This is a genomic window from Paracoccus kondratievae (assembly GCF_009301415.1).
Lineage (GTDB): Bacteria > Pseudomonadota > Alphaproteobacteria > Rhodobacterales > Rhodobacteraceae > Paracoccus > Paracoccus kondratievae.
This window is the reverse complement of sequence record NZ_CP045074.1, coordinates 313,935-330,883: the sequence shown is the minus strand read 5'-3', so window position 1 is coordinate 330,883 and position 16,949 is coordinate 313,935. Positions and strand designations below refer to the sequence as shown.

The following is a 16,949-nucleotide window of genomic DNA, read 5'->3' as shown; positions in this document are numbered from 1 at the left end:
CGAAGCCGCTGGCCAAGACCGGCGGCTTTTCTGTTTGATACGCTTCCGGTCCGGCCTTTCTCTCCAGGAAAGAACCATGACCATCCAGACCGAAAACCTGCATATCGTCACCCTTCGTCCTTTGCCCGAGCCAGCCGCATTGGCGGCCGCCCTGCCCCGGGACGAGGCCATCTCGCGTACTGTGGCTGACAGCCGCGCTGCGATCCGTGCCATTCTGTCGGGACAGGATGAGCGTCTGCTGGTCATTGCCGGGCCCTGCTCGATCCACGACACCAAGGCGGCGCTGGATTACGCCGCACGTCTGGCCGAGCTGCGCCGCGCGCTTGGCGACCGGCTGGAGATCGTCATGCGGGTCTATTTCGAAAAGCCGCGTACGACCGTCGGCTGGAAGGGGTTGATCAACGACCCCCATCTGGACGGCTCGGACCGGATCGAGGACGGTCTGCCGATGGCCCGGCGCCTGCTTTTGGATATCAACCGCATGGGCCTGCCAGCGGCGACCGAATTCCTGGACCCGATCCTGCCGCAGTACCTTGCCGATCTGATCGCCTGGGGCGCAATTGGCGCACGCACCACCGAAAGCCAGATACATCGACAGCTTGCCTCAGGGCTGTCCTGTCCGGTCGGGTTCAAAAACGGCACGGATGGCGGGGTGCAGGTGGCGCTGGATGCGATCCGCTCGGCCGCGCGCCCGCACAGCTTCCCGGCCATCACCGCCGAAGGCCGCGCCGCCATCGCCACCACCACCGGCAATGACGCCTGCCATGTCGTGCTGCGCGGTGGTCATGACGGGCCGAATTACAGCACCGCCCATGTCGCGCAGGTTGCCGAGGCCGCCAGGCGGGCTGGCATTGATCCGGGCATCGTTATCGACGCCAGCCACGCCAACAGCAGCAAGGACCCCGCCCGGCAGATCGAGGTCAGCGCCGATGTCGCGGCCCAGATCCGCGGGGGCGAGCATCGCATTCGCGGCCTGATGCTGGAAAGCAATCTGGTCGCGGGCCGGCAGGATCTGGTTCCCGGCGCGCCGCCTGTCTATGGCCAAAGCATTACCGACGGTTGCCTTGGGTGGGAGGAAAGCCGGACCCTGCTCATTGATCTGGCCGAGGCAGCCGCGACCCGGCTGCGCCGCGCAGCTTAACAGGGCAGCAAAGGCGCGCCGGTGCGGCCCCGTGCCGGTGTGGCCCTTTATCGCGAAGAATGGGCGATCGGGGCCGCACCCAGCTCGGGCCGCACGCCGCCCATGACAGGTCCGGCAGGTCGACTGGGGGCAAGCATCGTCGGGCGCAGCATCGCGGCCGCCAACAGCCCGACCGCCGCGATCACTACCGCCGACAGATATACCCAGACAAAAGCGTCGCGGAACGCCGCCGCCACTGCCTCGCGTTGCGGGGCGGCCAGCATCGCCATCCGATCAGGCGTCATCTCGGCCAGCGCGCCAGCGCCTTGGATGGTGGTCTGTGCCAGCCGGTCCGACAGGATGGCCCCATAGACCGAGATCGCAAGCGATGCGCCTGCCATACGGGTCAGGGTCACGGCCCCTGTCGCCGCACCCACATCCTGGGACGGAGATGCAATCTGCACGCCGATAATCGGCGCCTGCTGGCCCAGCCCAATGGCCATGCCCTGCCCCATCAGCAATGCTGCGACCGCCCAGAACGGCACATGCAGCGGCAGACTGGCAAGCCCGGTCAGGCTGGCCAGCGCCAGGCTGAGGCCAAGCACCAGCCAGGGCTTGTAACGCCCGGTGGCCGAGATCAGCCGCCCCGCCGTCAGCGAGCCGATGGCAATCCCGGTGGTGACGGCGATAAAGAACAGCCCCGCCGACGCCGGCGACAGCCCGGTTGTCATCTGCAAGAACAGCGCGTGATAATTGACCATGCCGATTGCGATACCGCCACTGGTGGCCGCGACGATCAGCAACAGCGAAAAGTTGCGGTCGCGGAACAGGTTTAGCGGGATGATAGGCTCGGGCACCCGGCGCTCGATCGCCAGCCACAGCGCCAGAGCCCCGGCTGAAATCACCGGCAGCGCCAGCGCCGGGACCGAGGTGAGCGAGCCGAACAGAGACTGGCTGTCGGCCCATAGCACGATCCCCGCAATCGCGACGGCTAGCGTCAGCGCGCCCAGATAATCAACCCTGGGCTGGCGTTGGGGCCTTCTTTGCGGCAGCAGCAGCGCTAGACCCAGCAGCGCCACCATCCCAATCGGCAAGTTGATAAGAAAGATCGAGCGCCAGCCCAGATGCTGGCTCATCATGCCGCCAAGCGTCGGCCCGACCGAGCCCGAGGCCATCAGCACCAGACTGGAAAAGCTTTGATACCGTGCGCGCTGGCGCGGCTCGAACAGGTCGGCGTTGATCGAAAAGATCGAAACCATGATCCCGCCCGCGCCCAGCCCCTGAAAGGCCCGCGCGGCAATCAGGCTGTTCATCGACCATGCAAGCCCGCAAACGACCGAGCCAAGCGTGAAAAGCGCGACCGCAAAGATCATCACATATTTGCGCCCGAACAGATCGCCCAGCTTGCCATAAACCGGCATGATCGCCGCCTGTGCCAGCAGATAGGCCGAGCCAACCCAGCCAAAACGCTCAATGGCGCCGAACTCGCCCACGATGGTCGGCAACGCGGTCGAAACAACCTGGTTGTCCAGCGTCGCCATGAACATGCTGAGCATGAGGAAACAAAAAATGATCGTACGGCGCCGATGGCCGATCCCGGCGGGGCCGGGTGCTGCGGATTGTAACATAACTGGAAAAACCTGACTGAACGCCACGAAACCGGTCGCGGACCAAAACTATGCGTTGCAGAATATGTGACTTTGGCATATATATGTCAATAGCACATATTTAGCCGCAGGAAAGTCAGCGGAAAGGCACTGATGCAGGACACCAGCCGGACAGAGGGGATCGCCCGCATCTCGACCGCGATGGGGCGGATGCGCACGCTGATCAGGCGGCGCATCATTGGTCGGCTTGCCTTGCAGAACGTCGCGCCAATGCTGGATATTTCTGACCTCGATGCGCTGGGGCTGGTGCCCGGGCAGCCGGGCAGCAAGGGGCCTGACCCTTCGGCCGAGGTTTCGGTTGGCGATATCGCCCGACAGCTGCGCATTGATCCCTCACGCGCCAGCCGGCTGGTGGCGGAACTGGTCCGGCAAGGCTTTCTGATCCGCGAGGTTGCGCAAGAGGATGCGCGCCGCGCAGTCCTGCGACGCACCAAGTCGGGCGACCGCATCTTTGCCGAGATCCAGCGCGTCAAACACGAGCTGATCCGAGAGGTGGTCTCGGATTGGGCCGAACCGCGGCTGACCGCCTTTGCCGAGGATTTCGACCGTTTCGCCGAGGCGCTTGAGGCGCAGCTTTCCCGTCAGAACAGCGACGGCAGGAAAGCGACCTGATCCCCCGTCCCGCCAATATGCGAAACCGGCCACCTGCGGTCAGGCGGCGGGTTTCATGATACGGGTCAGGGCCTTGCGGTCAGGGCGGTCAGTTGCGCACCGGCAGGATCGGCGAGATCGTCGAGCACCTGAAAGTGGTCACAATCCTTGACATGCAGCAGCCCGGCCTGTTCGCCCGCCTGCTGACAGGCGGCGGCATATTCGTCGGATTGGCGGATCAGTTCGGGCAGCTCTCCACCGCCGACCGTGATCAGCATCGGCGCACCGGGGCCGATGTGATGCTGGGGACTGTAGGCAGCGATTTCTTCCGGAGTGAGGCGCAGATTGTCGTTCAGCTGACCAAGGCTGATCGGCTCAAGATCGTAAAGCCCGCTGATCGGCATGACCCGGGTCACGGCGGGATGGCTGCGATGGCTGGCGGCCAGATGCCCGCCCGCCGAATGACCGGACAGACACAGCGGCCGTCCGGCGATCTGAGGGACAAGATGGTCCAGAAGCTGACCGATCTCGGTCACGATCCGGGTCATCGAGGCCTCGGGCGCCAGCGTGTATTCGGCCAGGATCACGTCATAGCCATGCGCCAGAGGACCGGCGGCGGAATAGGCGAAATCCTCTTTGACGCAGTTCTGCCAATAGCCGCCGTGGATAAAGACAAAGACCGGCGCATTCGGCTTGCCGCACGAAATCCAGTCATAGGTCTGGCGGGCGCTGGTGCCATAGCGCAGGTCCCGGCGGCAATCCTGCGTGGAATAGAACACCTCGCTGCGGGCACGCAATTCACGCATCAGCCCCGGGAAATCCGCAACCCGGGCCGAGTTGTTATAGGCCGCATCCAGCTGTTGCCGGTTCATACCACGATAGATTGCCATAACTTTTTACACTCCTAGATAACGATCAGTCAGGTCCGGCGTGAGGTCGGTGATACCGCCTTGCCAGACCGTCGCGCCACGTTCAACAACCACTGCGCGATCTGCAACCGATGCAATCTCGGAAAGTGACTTGTCCACAAGCAGGATCGACAGCCCTTCGGCCTTGAGCTGACGCACGCCCGCCCAGATCTCTTGCCGCACCACCGGGGCCAGCCCCTCGGTCGCCTCATCAAGGATCAGAAGCCGCGGGTTGGTCATCAGGGCGCGGCCAATCGCCAGCATCTGCTGCTCTCCGCCTGACAGGGTGCGCGCGATCTGGCCCATACGCTCTTGCAGGCGCGGGAACAGCGCACAGACCCGCGCCATGTCCCAGGGGCCGGGCCGGGCGGCAACGGTCAGATTTTCGGCCACGGTCAGCGGACCGAAACAGCGCCGCCCTTCGGGCACCAGCCCGACACCCAGCCGCGCCACCCGCGGAGCCGACAGGGACGCAAGGTCACGATCCGCAAACCGCAGCTCACCCCCGGAATGGGGCAGCAGGCGGCTGATACAGCGGATAGTGGTGGTCTTGCCCATGCCATTGCGGCCCATCAGCGCCACCACCTGCCCTTCGTCAAGGTCAAGCGAGATGCCAAAGAGCGCCTGCACCGGACCGTAAGAGGCCGTCAGGTCGCGCAGTTCCAGCAGCCGGGTCATGCGTCCTCTCCCAGATAAGAGCGCCGCACCTCGGGGTTGGCGCGGATCTCGGCCACGCTGCCGGTGGCGATGATACGGCCATAGACCAGCACCGAGATGCGGTCGGCCAGCGCAAAGACCGCGTCCATGTCATGTTCGACCAGCAGGATCGGGGCCTCGTTGCGCAGCTCGGACAGGATCGAGGTCAGCTGGCGCCCGCCCTCCAGCCCCATACCCGCCATCGGCTCATCCAGCAGAAAGGCGCGCGGCCGCAACGCCAGCGCCATTGCGATTTCCAGCTTGCGCCGCTCGCCATGCGACAGCTTCGCCGCCTGAACCAGATGGCGGTCGGCAAGGCCGGCCTGCTCGATATGGAACAACGCCGGCTCGGTCAGCTTGCGATCGGAAAGCGCCGGGCGGTGAAAGCGGAACACCGCACCGCTGGCACCGGCAACCGCCAGCATGACGTTTTGCAGCACGGTAAAATCCGGGATCACGGATGACACCTGAAAGCTGCGCGCAAGCCCCAACCGCGCCCGCGCGGCGGCATCAAGCCCGTCGATCACCTGCCCCTCGAACCGGATGGAGCCGGAGTTGGGCCGGATCTCTCCGACGATCTGCTTGATCAGCGTGGATTTTCCGGCACCGTTGGGGCCGATCAGGGCGTGAATTTCACCCGGGCGCAGATCAAGGCTGACGTCATCGGTGGCGACCAGCGCGCCAAAAGCTTTGCGCAGGCCCCGGATTTCAAGAATGGGTTCGTTCAGCTTGGGCTCAGGCATGACGGCCCCTCCGCGTGACAATGCCGATCAGGCCGCCGGGTGCAAACAGTACGATGCCAAGCAGCAGCAGACCCAGAAGCGCCTGCCAGTAATCGCTGATCCCGCCCAGAACATGCTCCAGCAGAATATAGATCGCCGCGCCGGCCACCGGACCGCACAGGCGTCCGACTCCGCCCAGGATGACAAAGACCATGATCTCGCCCGACATGTGCCAGGACAGCATGGCCGGACTGACAAAGCGGTTCAGGTCGGCATAAAGCGACCCCGCCAGGCCGACGATCATCCCCGACAGCACAAAGGCCGTCAGCCGGATCGCATAGGGCCGGATGCCGACCGCGACGGCGCGCTGGCTGTTCTGCCGCGCCGCCTGCAAGGCAAGGCCAAAGCGCGACTGCGTAACCACAGCGGTAAAGACCAGCGCCAGCGCCAGCAGCACGGCACAGATGGCGAAATACTGGATCGGGGCAAAGGTGTTCAGCCCCGGGAACGTGTTGCGGACATAAAAGCTTAGCCCGTCCTCGCCGCCATAGCGCGACCAGCTGATGGCGAAATAGTAAAGCATCTGCGCAAAGGCCAGCGTGACCATGATGAAATAGACGCCCGAGGTGCGCAGCGACAGCGCCCCGATCGCCAGTGCAGCCACCCCGCCCGCAAGCATAGCCACAGGCCAGATGCCCAGCATCTCGTTACTGCCCATGATGGTAAAGGGCAGCGTCACGACCGGCATGCCGCTGCTGGCATGGCTGGCAAGGATACCGGTCACATAGCCCCCGATCCCGAAAAAGGCGGCATGCCCGAACGAGATCAGTCCGCCATAGCCCAACGCAAGGTTCAGCCCGACCCCGGCAAGGCCGAATATCGCGGCCTTGGTTGCCAGCGTGACGGTAAAGCCATCCCCGGCCAGATGCGCACCCAGCGCCACGGCGACCAGCAGGGCAAAGATCACCAGATTGATGATGGCGTCGCGGTTCAGCAGTTCGCCCATGGTTCAGCCCCTTGCCCCGAAAAGTCCCTGCGGCCGCATGATCAGCACCACGGCCATCAGCACATAGATCAGCACCGAGGCCAGCGAGGCGCCGACGGTCTTGGCGCTTGATGCCTCGACGACCTGCGACAAAAGCCCGGGCAAAAGCGCCTTGCCCAGCGTGTCGGTCATCCCGACAAGCAGCGCCCCGACAAACGCGCCCTTGATCGAACCGATACCGCCGATCACCACCACGACAAAGGCAAGGATCAGCACCGGCTCGCCCATACCGACCTGCACCGACTGGATCGAGCCGACCAGCGCCCCGGCAAAGCCCGCCAGCGCCGCGCCAAGCGCAAAGACGATGGTGTAGAGCCGGGCGATATCGACGCCCAAAGCGCCGATCATCTCGCGGTCAGCCTCCCCCGCGCGGATGCGAATGCCCAGCCGGGTACGGGTGATGAGCCACCACAACCCCACTGCCACCGCAGCGCCAAAGCCGATGATGACCAGCCGGAACAGCGGATAATGCAGCCCGCCCGGCAGCACCACCGCGCCCGACAGCGACGGCGGCAGCTTGAGATACAGCGGGAACGAGCCAAAGAGCCACCTCGCCCCTTCGGAAAAGATCAGGATCAGCGCAAAGGTTGCCAGAACCTGATCAAGATGGTCGCGGGCGTATAACCTGCGGATCACCGCGACCTCGACCAGCGCGCCTGCCGCCGCCGCTGCGGCCAGACTGGCGACCAGCCCCAGCCAGAACGAGCCGGTGGCCGCCGCCACCGCCGCACAGGCAAAAGCGCCGGTCATGTAAAGCGATCCGTGGGCAAGGTTGATCAGGCCCATGACGCCGAAAACCAGCGTCAGCCCTGCCGCCATCAAAAACAGCATCATTCCGTATTGCAGGCCGTTCAGCGCCTGCTCGGCCAGAAGCATCACCGTACTCTCTCCCGATTTGCCGGGGGGCCGGATCGCAGGGACCCGACCCAGCCAAGCTTACATCTTGCACTGCTCGGCGTAGGCATCGCCATGATCGGTCATGGCGGGGCCGATGATCTTGTTGGTGAGAACATCGCCCTCTTTCACCACCTCGCGAACGTAGTAGTCCTGGATCGGGTGCTGGTTCGGGCCAAAGCTGAACTTGCCGCGCACGCTGGGAAAATCGGCCTCGGTCAGAGCCGCGCGAAAGGCGTCGGCATCCGCCACATCCGCCTTGGCGACCGCCGAAAGCAGCAGGTTCGCGGTGTCATAGGCCTGCGCCGCGTAAAGCGAGGGCAACCGGCCATATTCCGCCTGGAAGCTTTCGACAAAGGCCTTGTTCGCCGGGTTGTCAAGATCATGCGACCATTGCGCGGTGTTCCTGACCCCCAGCGCCGCATCCCCGACCGCAGGCAGGATGTCCTGGCTAAAGCTGAAGGCAGGGCCGATCACCGGCTTGCCGACACCGGATTCGGCATATTGCTTCATAAAGGCGATGCCCATGCCCCCGGGCAGGAAAAAGAACACAGCATCCGCGTCGCTGTTGCGGATCTGGGCGATCTCGGCGGCATAGTCGGTCTGACCGACCTGGGTATAAACCTCGTTGGCAACCTCGCCCTTATAATAACGCTTGAAGCCAGACAGGGAATCCTGTCCGGCCGGATAGTTCGGGGCCATGATGAACATCTTGCCGATGCCGGCATCGGTCGCATAGGCGCCAGCCGCCTCATGCAGGTTGTCGTTCTGATACGAGACCGAGAAATATTTCGGGTTGCACCCCGCACCGGCCAGCTGCGACGGCGCGGCATTGGTCGAAAGGTAGAACTTGCCCTGCGCCACCGCTGCGGGAACCACCGCCATGGCAAGGTTAGACCAGACGATGCCGGTCAGCACGTCCACCTGTTCGGACTGGATCATCTTGTCAGCGATCTGAACCGCGACATCCGGTTTCTGCTGGTCGTCCTCGATCACCAGCTCGACCTGTTTGGCGGCATCGCCAGCATTTTTCAGCGCCAGCAGAAAGCCGTCACGCGTATCGACGCCCAGACCGGCACCGCCGCCCGACAGAGTGGTGATCATCCCGACCTTGACGCCTTCGGCCTGCGCAGCCCCCGCAAGGGCCACGGCCGCAACGCCGCAGATCAGCAACCTTTTCAGTTTCATCTTGGACTCCCTGTTTGAAGCGACGATTGTCGTCACATGTTTTTATGATGCGGTCGCGGGCTGCAACGCCTTTCCAGCCCGCATCCGTTCTTTGTCACACCCGCCCCTGCAACAGGCGAAAGCGTTGGATCTTGCCGCTGTCGGTTTTGGGCAAACCCTCGGTAAAGACCACGCGGCGCGGATATTTGAACGGAGCGATCACGGATTTCACGTGATCCTGCAGGCATTTTATCATCAGCTCATCCGCCAGGACACCAGAGCGCAGAACAACATGCGCCTCGACGATCTGACCACGCGCCTCGTCGGGGGCGCCTACCACGGCGCATTCCAGAACATCGGGATGGGCAAGCAACGCCGCCTCGACCTCGGGACCGGCGATGTTGTAGCCCGATGAGACGATGATACCGTCGGTACGGGCGGCAAAGTGGTAATAGCCCTGTTCGTCGCGCCAGAAACTGTCGCCGGTCAGGTTCCAGCCATCCTGCACATAGGCGCGCTGGTTCTTGTGATCCGACAGATAGCGACAGCCGACCGGGCCGCGCACCGCCAGCCGTCCCGTCTCACCCGCTGGTACCTCTTTGCCGTCCGGACCGATGATGCGGGCCTCATAGCCCTTGACCGGGCGGCCCGTACAAGCGGGCCGGCTGTCCCCGAAACGGTTGGTCAGAAAGATATGCAGCATCTCGGTCGAACCGATACCGTCGAGCATGGGCTTGCCGGTCCGCGCCATCCATTCATCATAGACCGGAGCGGGCAGCGTCTCGCCCGCCGAGACGGCGGCACGCAGACTGGACAGATCCGCCCCCTGATCCATTGCCTGCATCATCACGCGATAGGCGGTCGGCGCGGTAAAGCAGATGGTGGCGCGGTATTTCTGGATGATCTCGATCATGTTCGCGGGGGTTGCATTCTCTAGCAAGGTCGCCGAGGCGCCAAAGCGCAGCGGAAAGACCGCAAGCCCCCCAAGACCAAAGGTAAAGGCCAAAGGCGGGCTGCCGATAAACACATCCTCGGGCGTGACGTTTAATACCTCTTTGGCATAGCCATCAGCGATAATCAGGATATCGCGGTGGAAATGCATGGTCGCCTTGGGCTCGCCCGTGGTGCCCGAGGTAAAACCCAACAGCGCCACATCGTCCCGCCCGGTGCGCACTGCCCCGAACCGTACGGAATGGGACAGGGCCGCGCGGTCCAGTTCGGCATCGTGATTGGCGGAGCCGTCAAAACCGACCACGGTTTTCAGATAGCGGCTGTCCTTGGCGGCCAGCGCCAGTTCGTCCATCAGCCGGGTATCGCAAAGCGCGTGGGTGACCTGCGCCTTGTCGATGATCTTTTCCAGCTCGCCCGCGCGCAGCATCGGCATGGTGTTGATGACCACCGCCCCAGCCTTGGTCGCGGCCAGCCAACAGGCCACCATCGCCGGGTTGTTGGCCGAGCGGATCAGCACCCGGTTGCCGGGCTTGACGCCGAAATCCTCGACCAGCGCATGAGCGATGCGGTTGGTCCAGTCGGTCAGTTCCTTGTAGCTGCGGATACGGCCATTGCCGATCAGCGCGACATTGTCGCCAAAGCCCTTTTCGACCATGCGGTCGGTCAGTTCGACCGCGGCGTTCAGGTATTCGGGATAATCAAAACCATCGAGCAACAGCTGCGGCCACAGCTCGGCCGGCGGCAGGTTGTCGCGTGGAAAAGTATCGACATGGGCCGAGGGTCCAAGCGGTGGATTGCCGGTCATTTTCTGTCTCCCTGTTGGGCGGGCGGACATCTTGACGTGCCTTGGCCCGCGGACATGCTGTTGTTGTCAGGCGGGGATCACGGCGGTCGCCTCGATCTCGACCTTGGCCCGGTCCTCGACCAGGGCCACGACCTGAACCAAAGCCATGGCCGGGTAGTGTCGGCCGATGACATCCTTGTAGGCCTGGCCTATATCCTTGAGCGCCGCGAGATATTCGCGCTTGTCGGTCACATACCAGGTCAGGCGCACCAGATGTTCAGGGCGCGCACCGGCCTCGGCCAGAACCGCGACGATGGATTGCAGCGCCGTGCGCACCTGTCCGGCGAAATCATCGGTCTCGAATTCTTGCTGATCGTTCCAGCCGATCATGCCACCGGTGAACACCATCCGTCCGGTAGCGGCCACGCCGTTGGAATATCCCGGCGTCGCCTTCCAGTTTTTCGGATGCAGAACCTCATGCACCATCGCTTGCCTCCATGAACGCGATCATCTTGCGGCGGATCGGCTCGGGCCAGGGCGCCGCGCGGCCCTCGGGCTTAACCCATACAAGGGTCGAGGCACAGTTCAGACGGACCTGGCCGCCCGCACTTGCCTCAAGAGCCAGCTTTGCACTGGAGCGGCCGACATCTTCGACCGCCAGCGTGAATTCGACGATCTCACCCAGACGCGAGGGGGCATGAAAGCTCGCCTCGATACGCACGGTGGGAACGGCGCAGTTTTCCTCGATATGAATGCGGGTAAAGGGATAGGTCAGGACTTCGGCGAAAAAATTCTCGATCACCGAGTTCAGCATTTCAAAGTAACGGGGGTAAAAGACGATCCCCGCCGGATCGCAATGGTTGAATTCGATCTGGATACGGCGACGATAGATCATGCCAGTACACTCCGCGCGATGACCACCCGCTGGACGTCGCTTGCCCCTTCGTAGATGCGCAGGGCGCGGATATCGCGATAAAGCGCCTCGACCGTGCTGCCGCAGCGCACCCCGTCCCCGCCATGCAGCTGCAAGGCGGTATCGATCACCTCTTGCGCAGCCTCTGTGGCATAAAGCTTGGCCATGGCCGCTTCGCGGGTGATGCGGGTCGCGCCCTGATCCTTGGTCCATGCGGCGCGATAGATCAGCAGCGCCGCCGCATCGACCTTCAGCGCCATATCGGCCAGATGGCCCTGTACGATCTGGTAATCGGCCAGCGTACCGCCACCGGCGCGCGGGCGGGCAACCCGCGCCAGCGCCTCATCAAGCGCGCGCCGCGCCATGCCGAGCGCCGCAGCACCCACGGTCGGGCGAAAGACGTCAAGGACGGACATGGCGATCTTGAACCCCTCACCCGGCTGGCCGATCAGCGCCGCCTCGGGCAGCTCGACCCCGGCAAGCTTCAGCCGCGCCAGCGGATGAGGGGCGATCACCTCGATCCGTTCGGCAACCGACAGTCCGGTGCTGTCGGCGGGCATCAGAAAGGCCGACAGGCCCCGCGCACCCGGCGCCTCACCCGTACGGGCAAAGATCACATACAGATCGGCAATCCCGCCGTTCGAGATATAGGTTTTCTCGCCGCTCAACCGCCAGCCGCCGGGGGTGCGCTCGGCCGTGGTCGCGGTGCTGGCAACATCCGAACCCGCGCCCGGCTCGGTCAGCGCAAAGGCCGAGATTGCCTGTCCCGCCCGGGTCCGCTCAAGCCATTTGCGCTGGTCTGGCGTACCAAACAGCGTGACCGCCCCCATGCCAAGCCCCTGCATGGCAAAGGCGAAATCGGCCAGAGGGTCGTGGCGCGCCAGCGTTTCGCGGATCAGGCAAAGGCTGCGAACGTCCAGCCGCTCACCCTCGTTCGCACCGCTGTGACGCAGGAACCCTGCCTGGCCCAGCGCGGCGACCAGCCCCTTGCAGGCAGCGTCGGTGTCGCCGTGATCGGCGGGCAAATGCTTCACGCTCCAATCTTCAAGCGCCGCTGCCAGTTCACGGTGGCGGGCCTCGAAAAACGGCCAGTCCAGAAAGCTCTTGTCCATCTTGCGCGTTCCCATCTCGTATGAGCAGCCCTTGGCTTCTGCCGGTCAGTCCCCCTGAAACACCGGCTTTTCCTTGGCGACGAAGGCACGATAGGCGCGCTCAAAGTCGCGGGTCTGCATGCAGATCGCCTGCGCCTGCGCCTCGGCCTCGATGGCCTGCTCAAGCCCCATGCTCCATTCCTGATTAAGCTGGGTCTTGGTGATGCCATGGGCAAAGACCGGCCCGGCAGCCAGACGCCGCGCCATGGTCTGGGCAGCGTCCTCCAGCGCGCCCGGCTCGTGCAGGGTGTTCCAGAAGCCCCAGGCGTGGCCCTCCTCGGCATTCATCACCCGGCCGGTGTAAAGCAGCTCGGCCGCGCAGCCCTGACCGATGATACGCGGCAGCATGGCACAGGCACCCATGTCGCAGCCCGCAAGCCCGACCCGGGTAAAAAGAAAGGCGCATTTCGCCTCGGGCGTCGCCAGCCGCAGATCCGAGGCCATGGCAAGGATCGCACCCGCCCCGACGCAGATCCCGTCCACCGCTGCGATGATCGGCTTGCTGCAAGCAATCATCGCCTTGACCAGATCACCGGTCATGCGGGTGAATGCCAGCAGCCCTTTCATATCCATGCCAACAAGCGGGCCGATGATGTCATGCACATCCCCGCCCGAACAGAAATTCCCGCCGTTCGAGGCCAGCACCACCACATCGACATCGGCGGCATAGGGCAGCGCGCGGAAAGTATCGCGCAGCTCGGCATAGCTTTCAAAGGTCAGCGGGTTCTTTCGCTCGGGGCGGTTCAGGCGGATGGTGGCGATGCGGTCCTGCACCTCCCACAGGAAATGCTGGGGTTTCAGCCCGGCCAGTTCGGTCATTTCGCGCCTCCCATACGCTTGAGGATCTCGGTGAGCTGGTCGATGTCTTCTTCGGTCAGGTTGGCAAAGATGCGGTTCACCTCGGCCTCGTGATCGGCAGCAAAGCCTTCAAAGGCCGCCAGCCCTTCGGGCGTCAGCGCGACCAGCACCGTGCGCCGGTCCGTTTCGGATGGGGTGCGCCGCGCCAGCCCGTCCTTTTCCAGCCGGTCCACCACTGCCGTCGCATTGCCGTTCGAGACGAGCAGCATCCGGCTAAGCTCACCCATGGTGATACCTTCGCGCCGACGATACAGCGCCGCCATCACGTCAAAACGCGGCAATGTCGTGTCATGGCGCAGGCGCAGGAATTCGCGCAGCTCACCCTCGGCCGCGCGGGTAACGCCCAAAAGGCGGATCCACAGTTTCAGCCGCCGCTTTGACAGAGGGTCGGTCATGTCTCACCCCCCGCGATAGCGATGGCCTGACCGTTGATCCCTTCTGACCCCGGGGCGCAAAGCCACAGCGCCGCGGCACTGACCTCGGCAGGCTGGATCAGCCGTTCCTGCGGATTGGTCGCTGTCAGGGCGGCAAGCGCCTGATCGCGGCTTTTCCCGGTCTTGTCCATGATATTGGCGATCGAGCGTTCGGTCATCTCGGTCTCAAGGAAACCGGGGCAAAGCGCGTTCACGGTCACGGGCTTTTTCGCCACCTCCAGCGCAAGGCTGCGCACAAGACCAACAACGCCATGTTTGGCAGCCGCATAGGGCGCGACATAGGCATAGCCGCGCAGCCCGGCGGTCGAGGCAACGGCGATCAGCCGGCCCCAGCCGGGCAGTTGCGCCAACCCCTCGCGAAAGGTCAGAAAGGTGCCGGTCAGATTCACCGCCAGCATGGCGTTCCACTGGTCAAGCGAGGTACGGCCCAACGGCGCGCTGTCCGCCGCCCCGGCGTTGGCGATGACGATATCGCAGGGGCCAGCCTCGGCGAACATCGCCTTGACGCTGGCCTCATCCGTCACATCGGCGGTGACAGCGCGGACGCCGGTGCGTTCCGAGACCGCCTGCAAGGGCACCATGCGGCGACCACAGATCACCACCTCGGCCCCTGCCCCGGCAAAGGCGCGCGCCAGATCGGCACCGACGCCGGTGCCGCCTCCGGTGATCAGCACCCGTTTCCCCGCGACCGATGTCATACCCGGATCGCCTCTTGTGCGCGGCTGCGCAGGCGCAGCGCCTGACTGCGGCCCGCCAGATAGGGCAAGGGCCATTGCGTCGCGTCGTCCCCGGCCTCGATGGCGGCATGCAGCGTCCAGTAAGGATCGGTCAGATGCGGTCGGGCGAGACAGACCAGATCGGCCCGGCCAGCCAGCAGGATGCCGTTCACCTGATCGGCCTCGGTGATATTGCCGACAGCCATGGTGGCAAGCCCCGCCTCGTTGCGGATACGGTCGCTGAAGGGGGTCTGGAACATCCGGCCATAGATGGGCCGCGCCCCGGTGCTGGTCTGGCCGGCCGATACGTCGATGATATCGGCACCGGCATCCGAGAACATCCGCGCGATCTCGACCGCTTCTTCGGGTGTCACGCCTTCATCGCCGACCCAGTCATTAGCCGAGATACGTACCGATATCGGCTTTTGGTCTGGCCAGACCGCGCGCATGGCACGGAATACCTCAAGCGGATAGCGCATCCGGTTTTCAAGACTGCCGCCGTATTCATCCTCGCGCCGGTTCGACAGCGGCGAGATGAAGCTTGAGATCAGATAGCCATGCGCGGCGTGAAGCTCGACCATGTCAAAGCCCGCACGCGCCGCCATCCGCGTCGCGGCGACGAACTGATCGCGCACCATGTCCATATCAGCGCGGTCCATGGCCTTGGGTACCGCGTTCCCGTCTTGCCACGGGATCGCACTTGCCGAAAGCAGCGGCCAGTTCCCCGAGAGCAGCGGGCGGTCAGCGTCCTCCCACCCGACCTGGGTCGAGCCTTTGCGACCCGAGTGACCGATCTGCATGCAGATCCTGGCCCGTGTCTCGGCATGGGTGAAATCGACGATGCGTTTCCACGCCGCCTCATGTTCGGGGGCATAGAGGCCAGGACATCCGGGGGTGATCCGCCCCTCGGGCGAAACGCAGGTCATCTCGGTATAGACCAGCCCCGCGCCACCCTTGGCACGTTCGGCATAATGGACAAAGTGCCAATCGGTCGGACAGCCGTCCACCGCCTTATATTGCGCCATAGGCGAGACGACGACGCGGTTTTCCAATTGCATATCGCGCAGTTTGAAAGGCGCGAACATCGGCCGCCGTCCCTTTTGCCCGCCTGCGCGTTCCTGAAACCAGTCCTCGGCCTGACCAAGCCATTCAGGATCACGCAGGCGCAGGTTTTCATGGCTGATCCGTTGCGAGCGGGTCAGCAGGGAATAAGCGAACTGCACCGGCTCCATGTCAAGGTAACGCTCGACCTGCTCAAACCATTCAAGGCTGTTGCGCGCCGCCGATTGCAGGCGCAGAACCTCAACCCGGCGCTCTTCCTGATAGCGCTCAAAGGCGCGCTCCATGGTTGGTTCGGAATGCAGGTATTCAGCCAGCGCGATGGCGCTGTCAAAGGCCAGTCGCGAGCCGGAACCGATCGAGAAATGCCCGGTGGCTGCCGCATCGCCCATCAGGACGACATTCTCGTGATACCACTTTTCGCAGATGACGCGCGGAAACTGGATCCAGACTGCCGAGCCGCGCAAATGCGCCGCATTCGACATCAGCTCATGGCCGCCGAGATGACGTTCAAAGATCCGGCGGCAGGTTTCAACCGATTCCTCTTTGGACATGTCGGCAAAACCAAGCTTGTCCCAGGTCTCGGGCAGGGTTTCGACGATAAAGGTCGCGGTGTTGTCATCGAACTGATAGACATGCGCCCAGACCCAGCCATGCTCGGTCCGTTCAAAGATAAAGGTAAAGGCGTCGTCGAATTTCTGATGCGTGCCCAGCCAGATAAACTTGCAGCGGCGCAGGTCGATGTCGGGCTGGAAGACATCGGAATATTCCTTGCGCACAAGGCTGTTGATGCCGTCGCACCCTACGACGAGGTCATATTCCTTGCGATATTCCTCGGCCGAGCGGAACTCGGCCTCAAACCGCAGATCGACGCCCAGTTCGCGGGCACGCTCTTGCAGCAGGATCAGCATCTGCTTGCGGCCGATACCGGCAAAGCCATGCCCGCCCGAAACGGTCCGCACGCCGTCATGTACGACGGCGATATCGTCCCAATAGGCAAAATGGCTGCGGATCGCCTCGGTGCTGACGGGATCGTTCTTTTGCATCCGCCCCAGCGCGTCGTCGGACAGAACCACGCCCCAGCCAAAGGTGTCATTGGCCTTGTTCCGCTCCAGCACCGTGATCTGATGCGACGGGTCGCGCAGTTTCATCGAGATGGCGAAATAGAGGCCCGCAGGTCCCCCACCCATACACAAGATTTTCATCCGGCACCTCCCCGTGCAACGACGACCCTTGAAGAAAAGCTGCCTGCGAATCGGAAACATTTCAAGTT

Annotated in this window: 17 protein-coding genes; 2 read left to right on the top strand and 15 right to left on the bottom strand. The window is 63.7% G+C overall.

Annotated elements, in window-relative coordinates; all coding sequences use genetic code 11:
• The first annotated feature begins 76 nt into the window (after window positions 1-76).
• Entirely contained in the window at window positions 77-1,141 is a 1,065-nt protein-coding gene (locus F8A10_RS20385; RefSeq protein ID WP_010397021.1) for a 3-deoxy-7-phosphoheptulonate synthase, read from the top strand.
• Between the two features lie 47 nt (window positions 1,142-1,188).
• On the opposite strand, the gene F8A10_RS20380 is transcribed toward F8A10_RS20385, so the two are convergent.
• Window positions 1,189-2,748 (bottom strand): MDR family MFS transporter, encoded by a 1,560-nt coding sequence (locus F8A10_RS20380; RefSeq protein WP_227493540.1) that lies wholly within the window; start codon window positions 2,746-2,748, stop codon window positions 1,189-1,191.
• 132 nt (window positions 2,749-2,880) lie between these two features.
• Between F8A10_RS20380 and F8A10_RS20375 the strand changes: the two genes are divergently transcribed.
• Window positions 2,881-3,399: a MarR family winged helix-turn-helix transcriptional regulator gene (locus tag F8A10_RS20375; protein ID WP_085501587.1), complete on the top strand. Its 519-nt coding sequence runs from the start codon at window positions 2,881-2,883 to the stop codon at window positions 3,397-3,399.
• Window positions 3,400-3,464: 65 nt separating this feature from the next.
• Here F8A10_RS20375 and F8A10_RS20370 read toward each other — a convergent pair whose 3' ends face one another.
• From F8A10_RS20370 to F8A10_RS20305, 14 genes are all read right to left on the bottom strand, one after another.
• The gene (locus tag F8A10_RS20370) at window positions 3,465-4,268 is read right to left on the bottom strand and encodes an alpha/beta hydrolase (RefSeq protein ID WP_010397013.1); all 804 of its coding nucleotides are present in this window, start codon (window positions 4,266-4,268) and stop codon (window positions 3,465-3,467) included.
• 6 nt (window positions 4,269-4,274) lie between these two features.
• Window positions 4,275-4,964, bottom strand: coding sequence for an ABC transporter ATP-binding protein (locus F8A10_RS20365; protein WP_010397011.1), 690 nt, complete (start codon window positions 4,962-4,964; stop codon window positions 4,275-4,277).
• Complete coding sequence (locus tag F8A10_RS20360) at window positions 4,961-5,725, bottom strand: ABC transporter ATP-binding protein (RefSeq protein ID WP_010397009.1); 765 nt, start codon at window positions 5,723-5,725, stop codon at window positions 4,961-4,963. The genes F8A10_RS20365 and F8A10_RS20360 overlap by 4 nt, the downstream gene beginning before the upstream one ends.
• A complete protein-coding gene (locus F8A10_RS20355) occupies window positions 5,718-6,710 on the bottom strand; it encodes a branched-chain amino acid ABC transporter permease (protein WP_010397007.1) in 993 nt (330 codons plus the stop codon). The genes F8A10_RS20360 and F8A10_RS20355 overlap by 8 nt, the downstream gene beginning before the upstream one ends.
• Before the next feature lie 3 nt (window positions 6,711-6,713).
• Window positions 6,714-7,625 (bottom strand): branched-chain amino acid ABC transporter permease, encoded by a 912-nt coding sequence (locus F8A10_RS20350; RefSeq protein ID WP_010397004.1) that lies wholly within the window; start codon window positions 7,623-7,625, stop codon window positions 6,714-6,716.
• 60 nt (window positions 7,626-7,685) lie between these two features.
• Window positions 7,686-8,831, bottom strand: coding sequence for an ABC transporter substrate-binding protein (locus F8A10_RS20345; RefSeq protein ID WP_085501588.1), 1,146 nt, complete (start codon window positions 8,829-8,831; stop codon window positions 7,686-7,688).
• A 94-nt stretch (window positions 8,832-8,925) separates the two neighbouring features.
• Window positions 8,926-10,566, bottom strand: coding sequence for an AMP-binding protein (locus F8A10_RS20340; protein ID WP_085501589.1), 1,641 nt, complete (start codon window positions 10,564-10,566; stop codon window positions 8,926-8,928).
• Between the two features lie 66 nt (window positions 10,567-10,632).
• Entirely contained in the window at window positions 10,633-11,031 is a 399-nt protein-coding gene (locus tag F8A10_RS20335) for a RidA family protein (RefSeq protein ID WP_217809582.1), read from the bottom strand.
• Complete coding sequence (locus F8A10_RS20330; RefSeq protein ID WP_010396995.1) at window positions 11,021-11,440, bottom strand: acyl-CoA thioesterase; 420 nt, start codon at window positions 11,438-11,440, stop codon at window positions 11,021-11,023. The genes F8A10_RS20335 and F8A10_RS20330 overlap by 11 nt, the downstream gene beginning before the upstream one ends.
• A complete protein-coding gene (locus tag F8A10_RS20325; RefSeq protein WP_010396993.1) occupies window positions 11,437-12,585 on the bottom strand; it encodes an acyl-CoA dehydrogenase family protein in 1,149 nt (382 codons plus the stop codon). Before F8A10_RS20325 ends, F8A10_RS20330 begins: the two co-directional genes overlap by 4 nt.
• A gap of 30 nt (window positions 12,586-12,615) precedes the next feature.
• Window positions 12,616-13,428 (bottom strand): enoyl-CoA hydratase family protein, encoded by an 813-nt coding sequence (locus F8A10_RS20320; protein WP_152368337.1) that lies wholly within the window; start codon window positions 13,426-13,428, stop codon window positions 12,616-12,618.
• Window positions 13,425-13,862 carry a MarR family winged helix-turn-helix transcriptional regulator gene (locus F8A10_RS20315; protein ID WP_010396985.1) on the bottom strand — a complete coding sequence of 146 codons (438 nt, stop codon included), beginning with the start codon at window positions 13,860-13,862 and terminating at the stop codon, window positions 13,425-13,427. The genes F8A10_RS20320 and F8A10_RS20315 overlap by 4 nt, the downstream gene beginning before the upstream one ends.
• Window positions 13,859-14,599, bottom strand: a complete 741-nt coding sequence (locus F8A10_RS20310) for an SDR family NAD(P)-dependent oxidoreductase (RefSeq protein ID WP_152368336.1) — start codon at window positions 14,597-14,599, stop codon at window positions 13,859-13,861. The genes F8A10_RS20315 and F8A10_RS20310 overlap by 4 nt, the downstream gene beginning before the upstream one ends.
• On the bottom strand, window positions 14,596-16,881 hold the full coding sequence (locus F8A10_RS20305; protein ID WP_029372173.1) for a bifunctional salicylyl-CoA 5-hydroxylase/oxidoreductase: 2,286 nt from the start codon (window positions 16,879-16,881) through the stop codon (window positions 14,596-14,598). The genes F8A10_RS20310 and F8A10_RS20305 overlap by 4 nt, the downstream gene beginning before the upstream one ends.
• Window positions 16,882-16,949 lie beyond the last annotated feature (68 nt).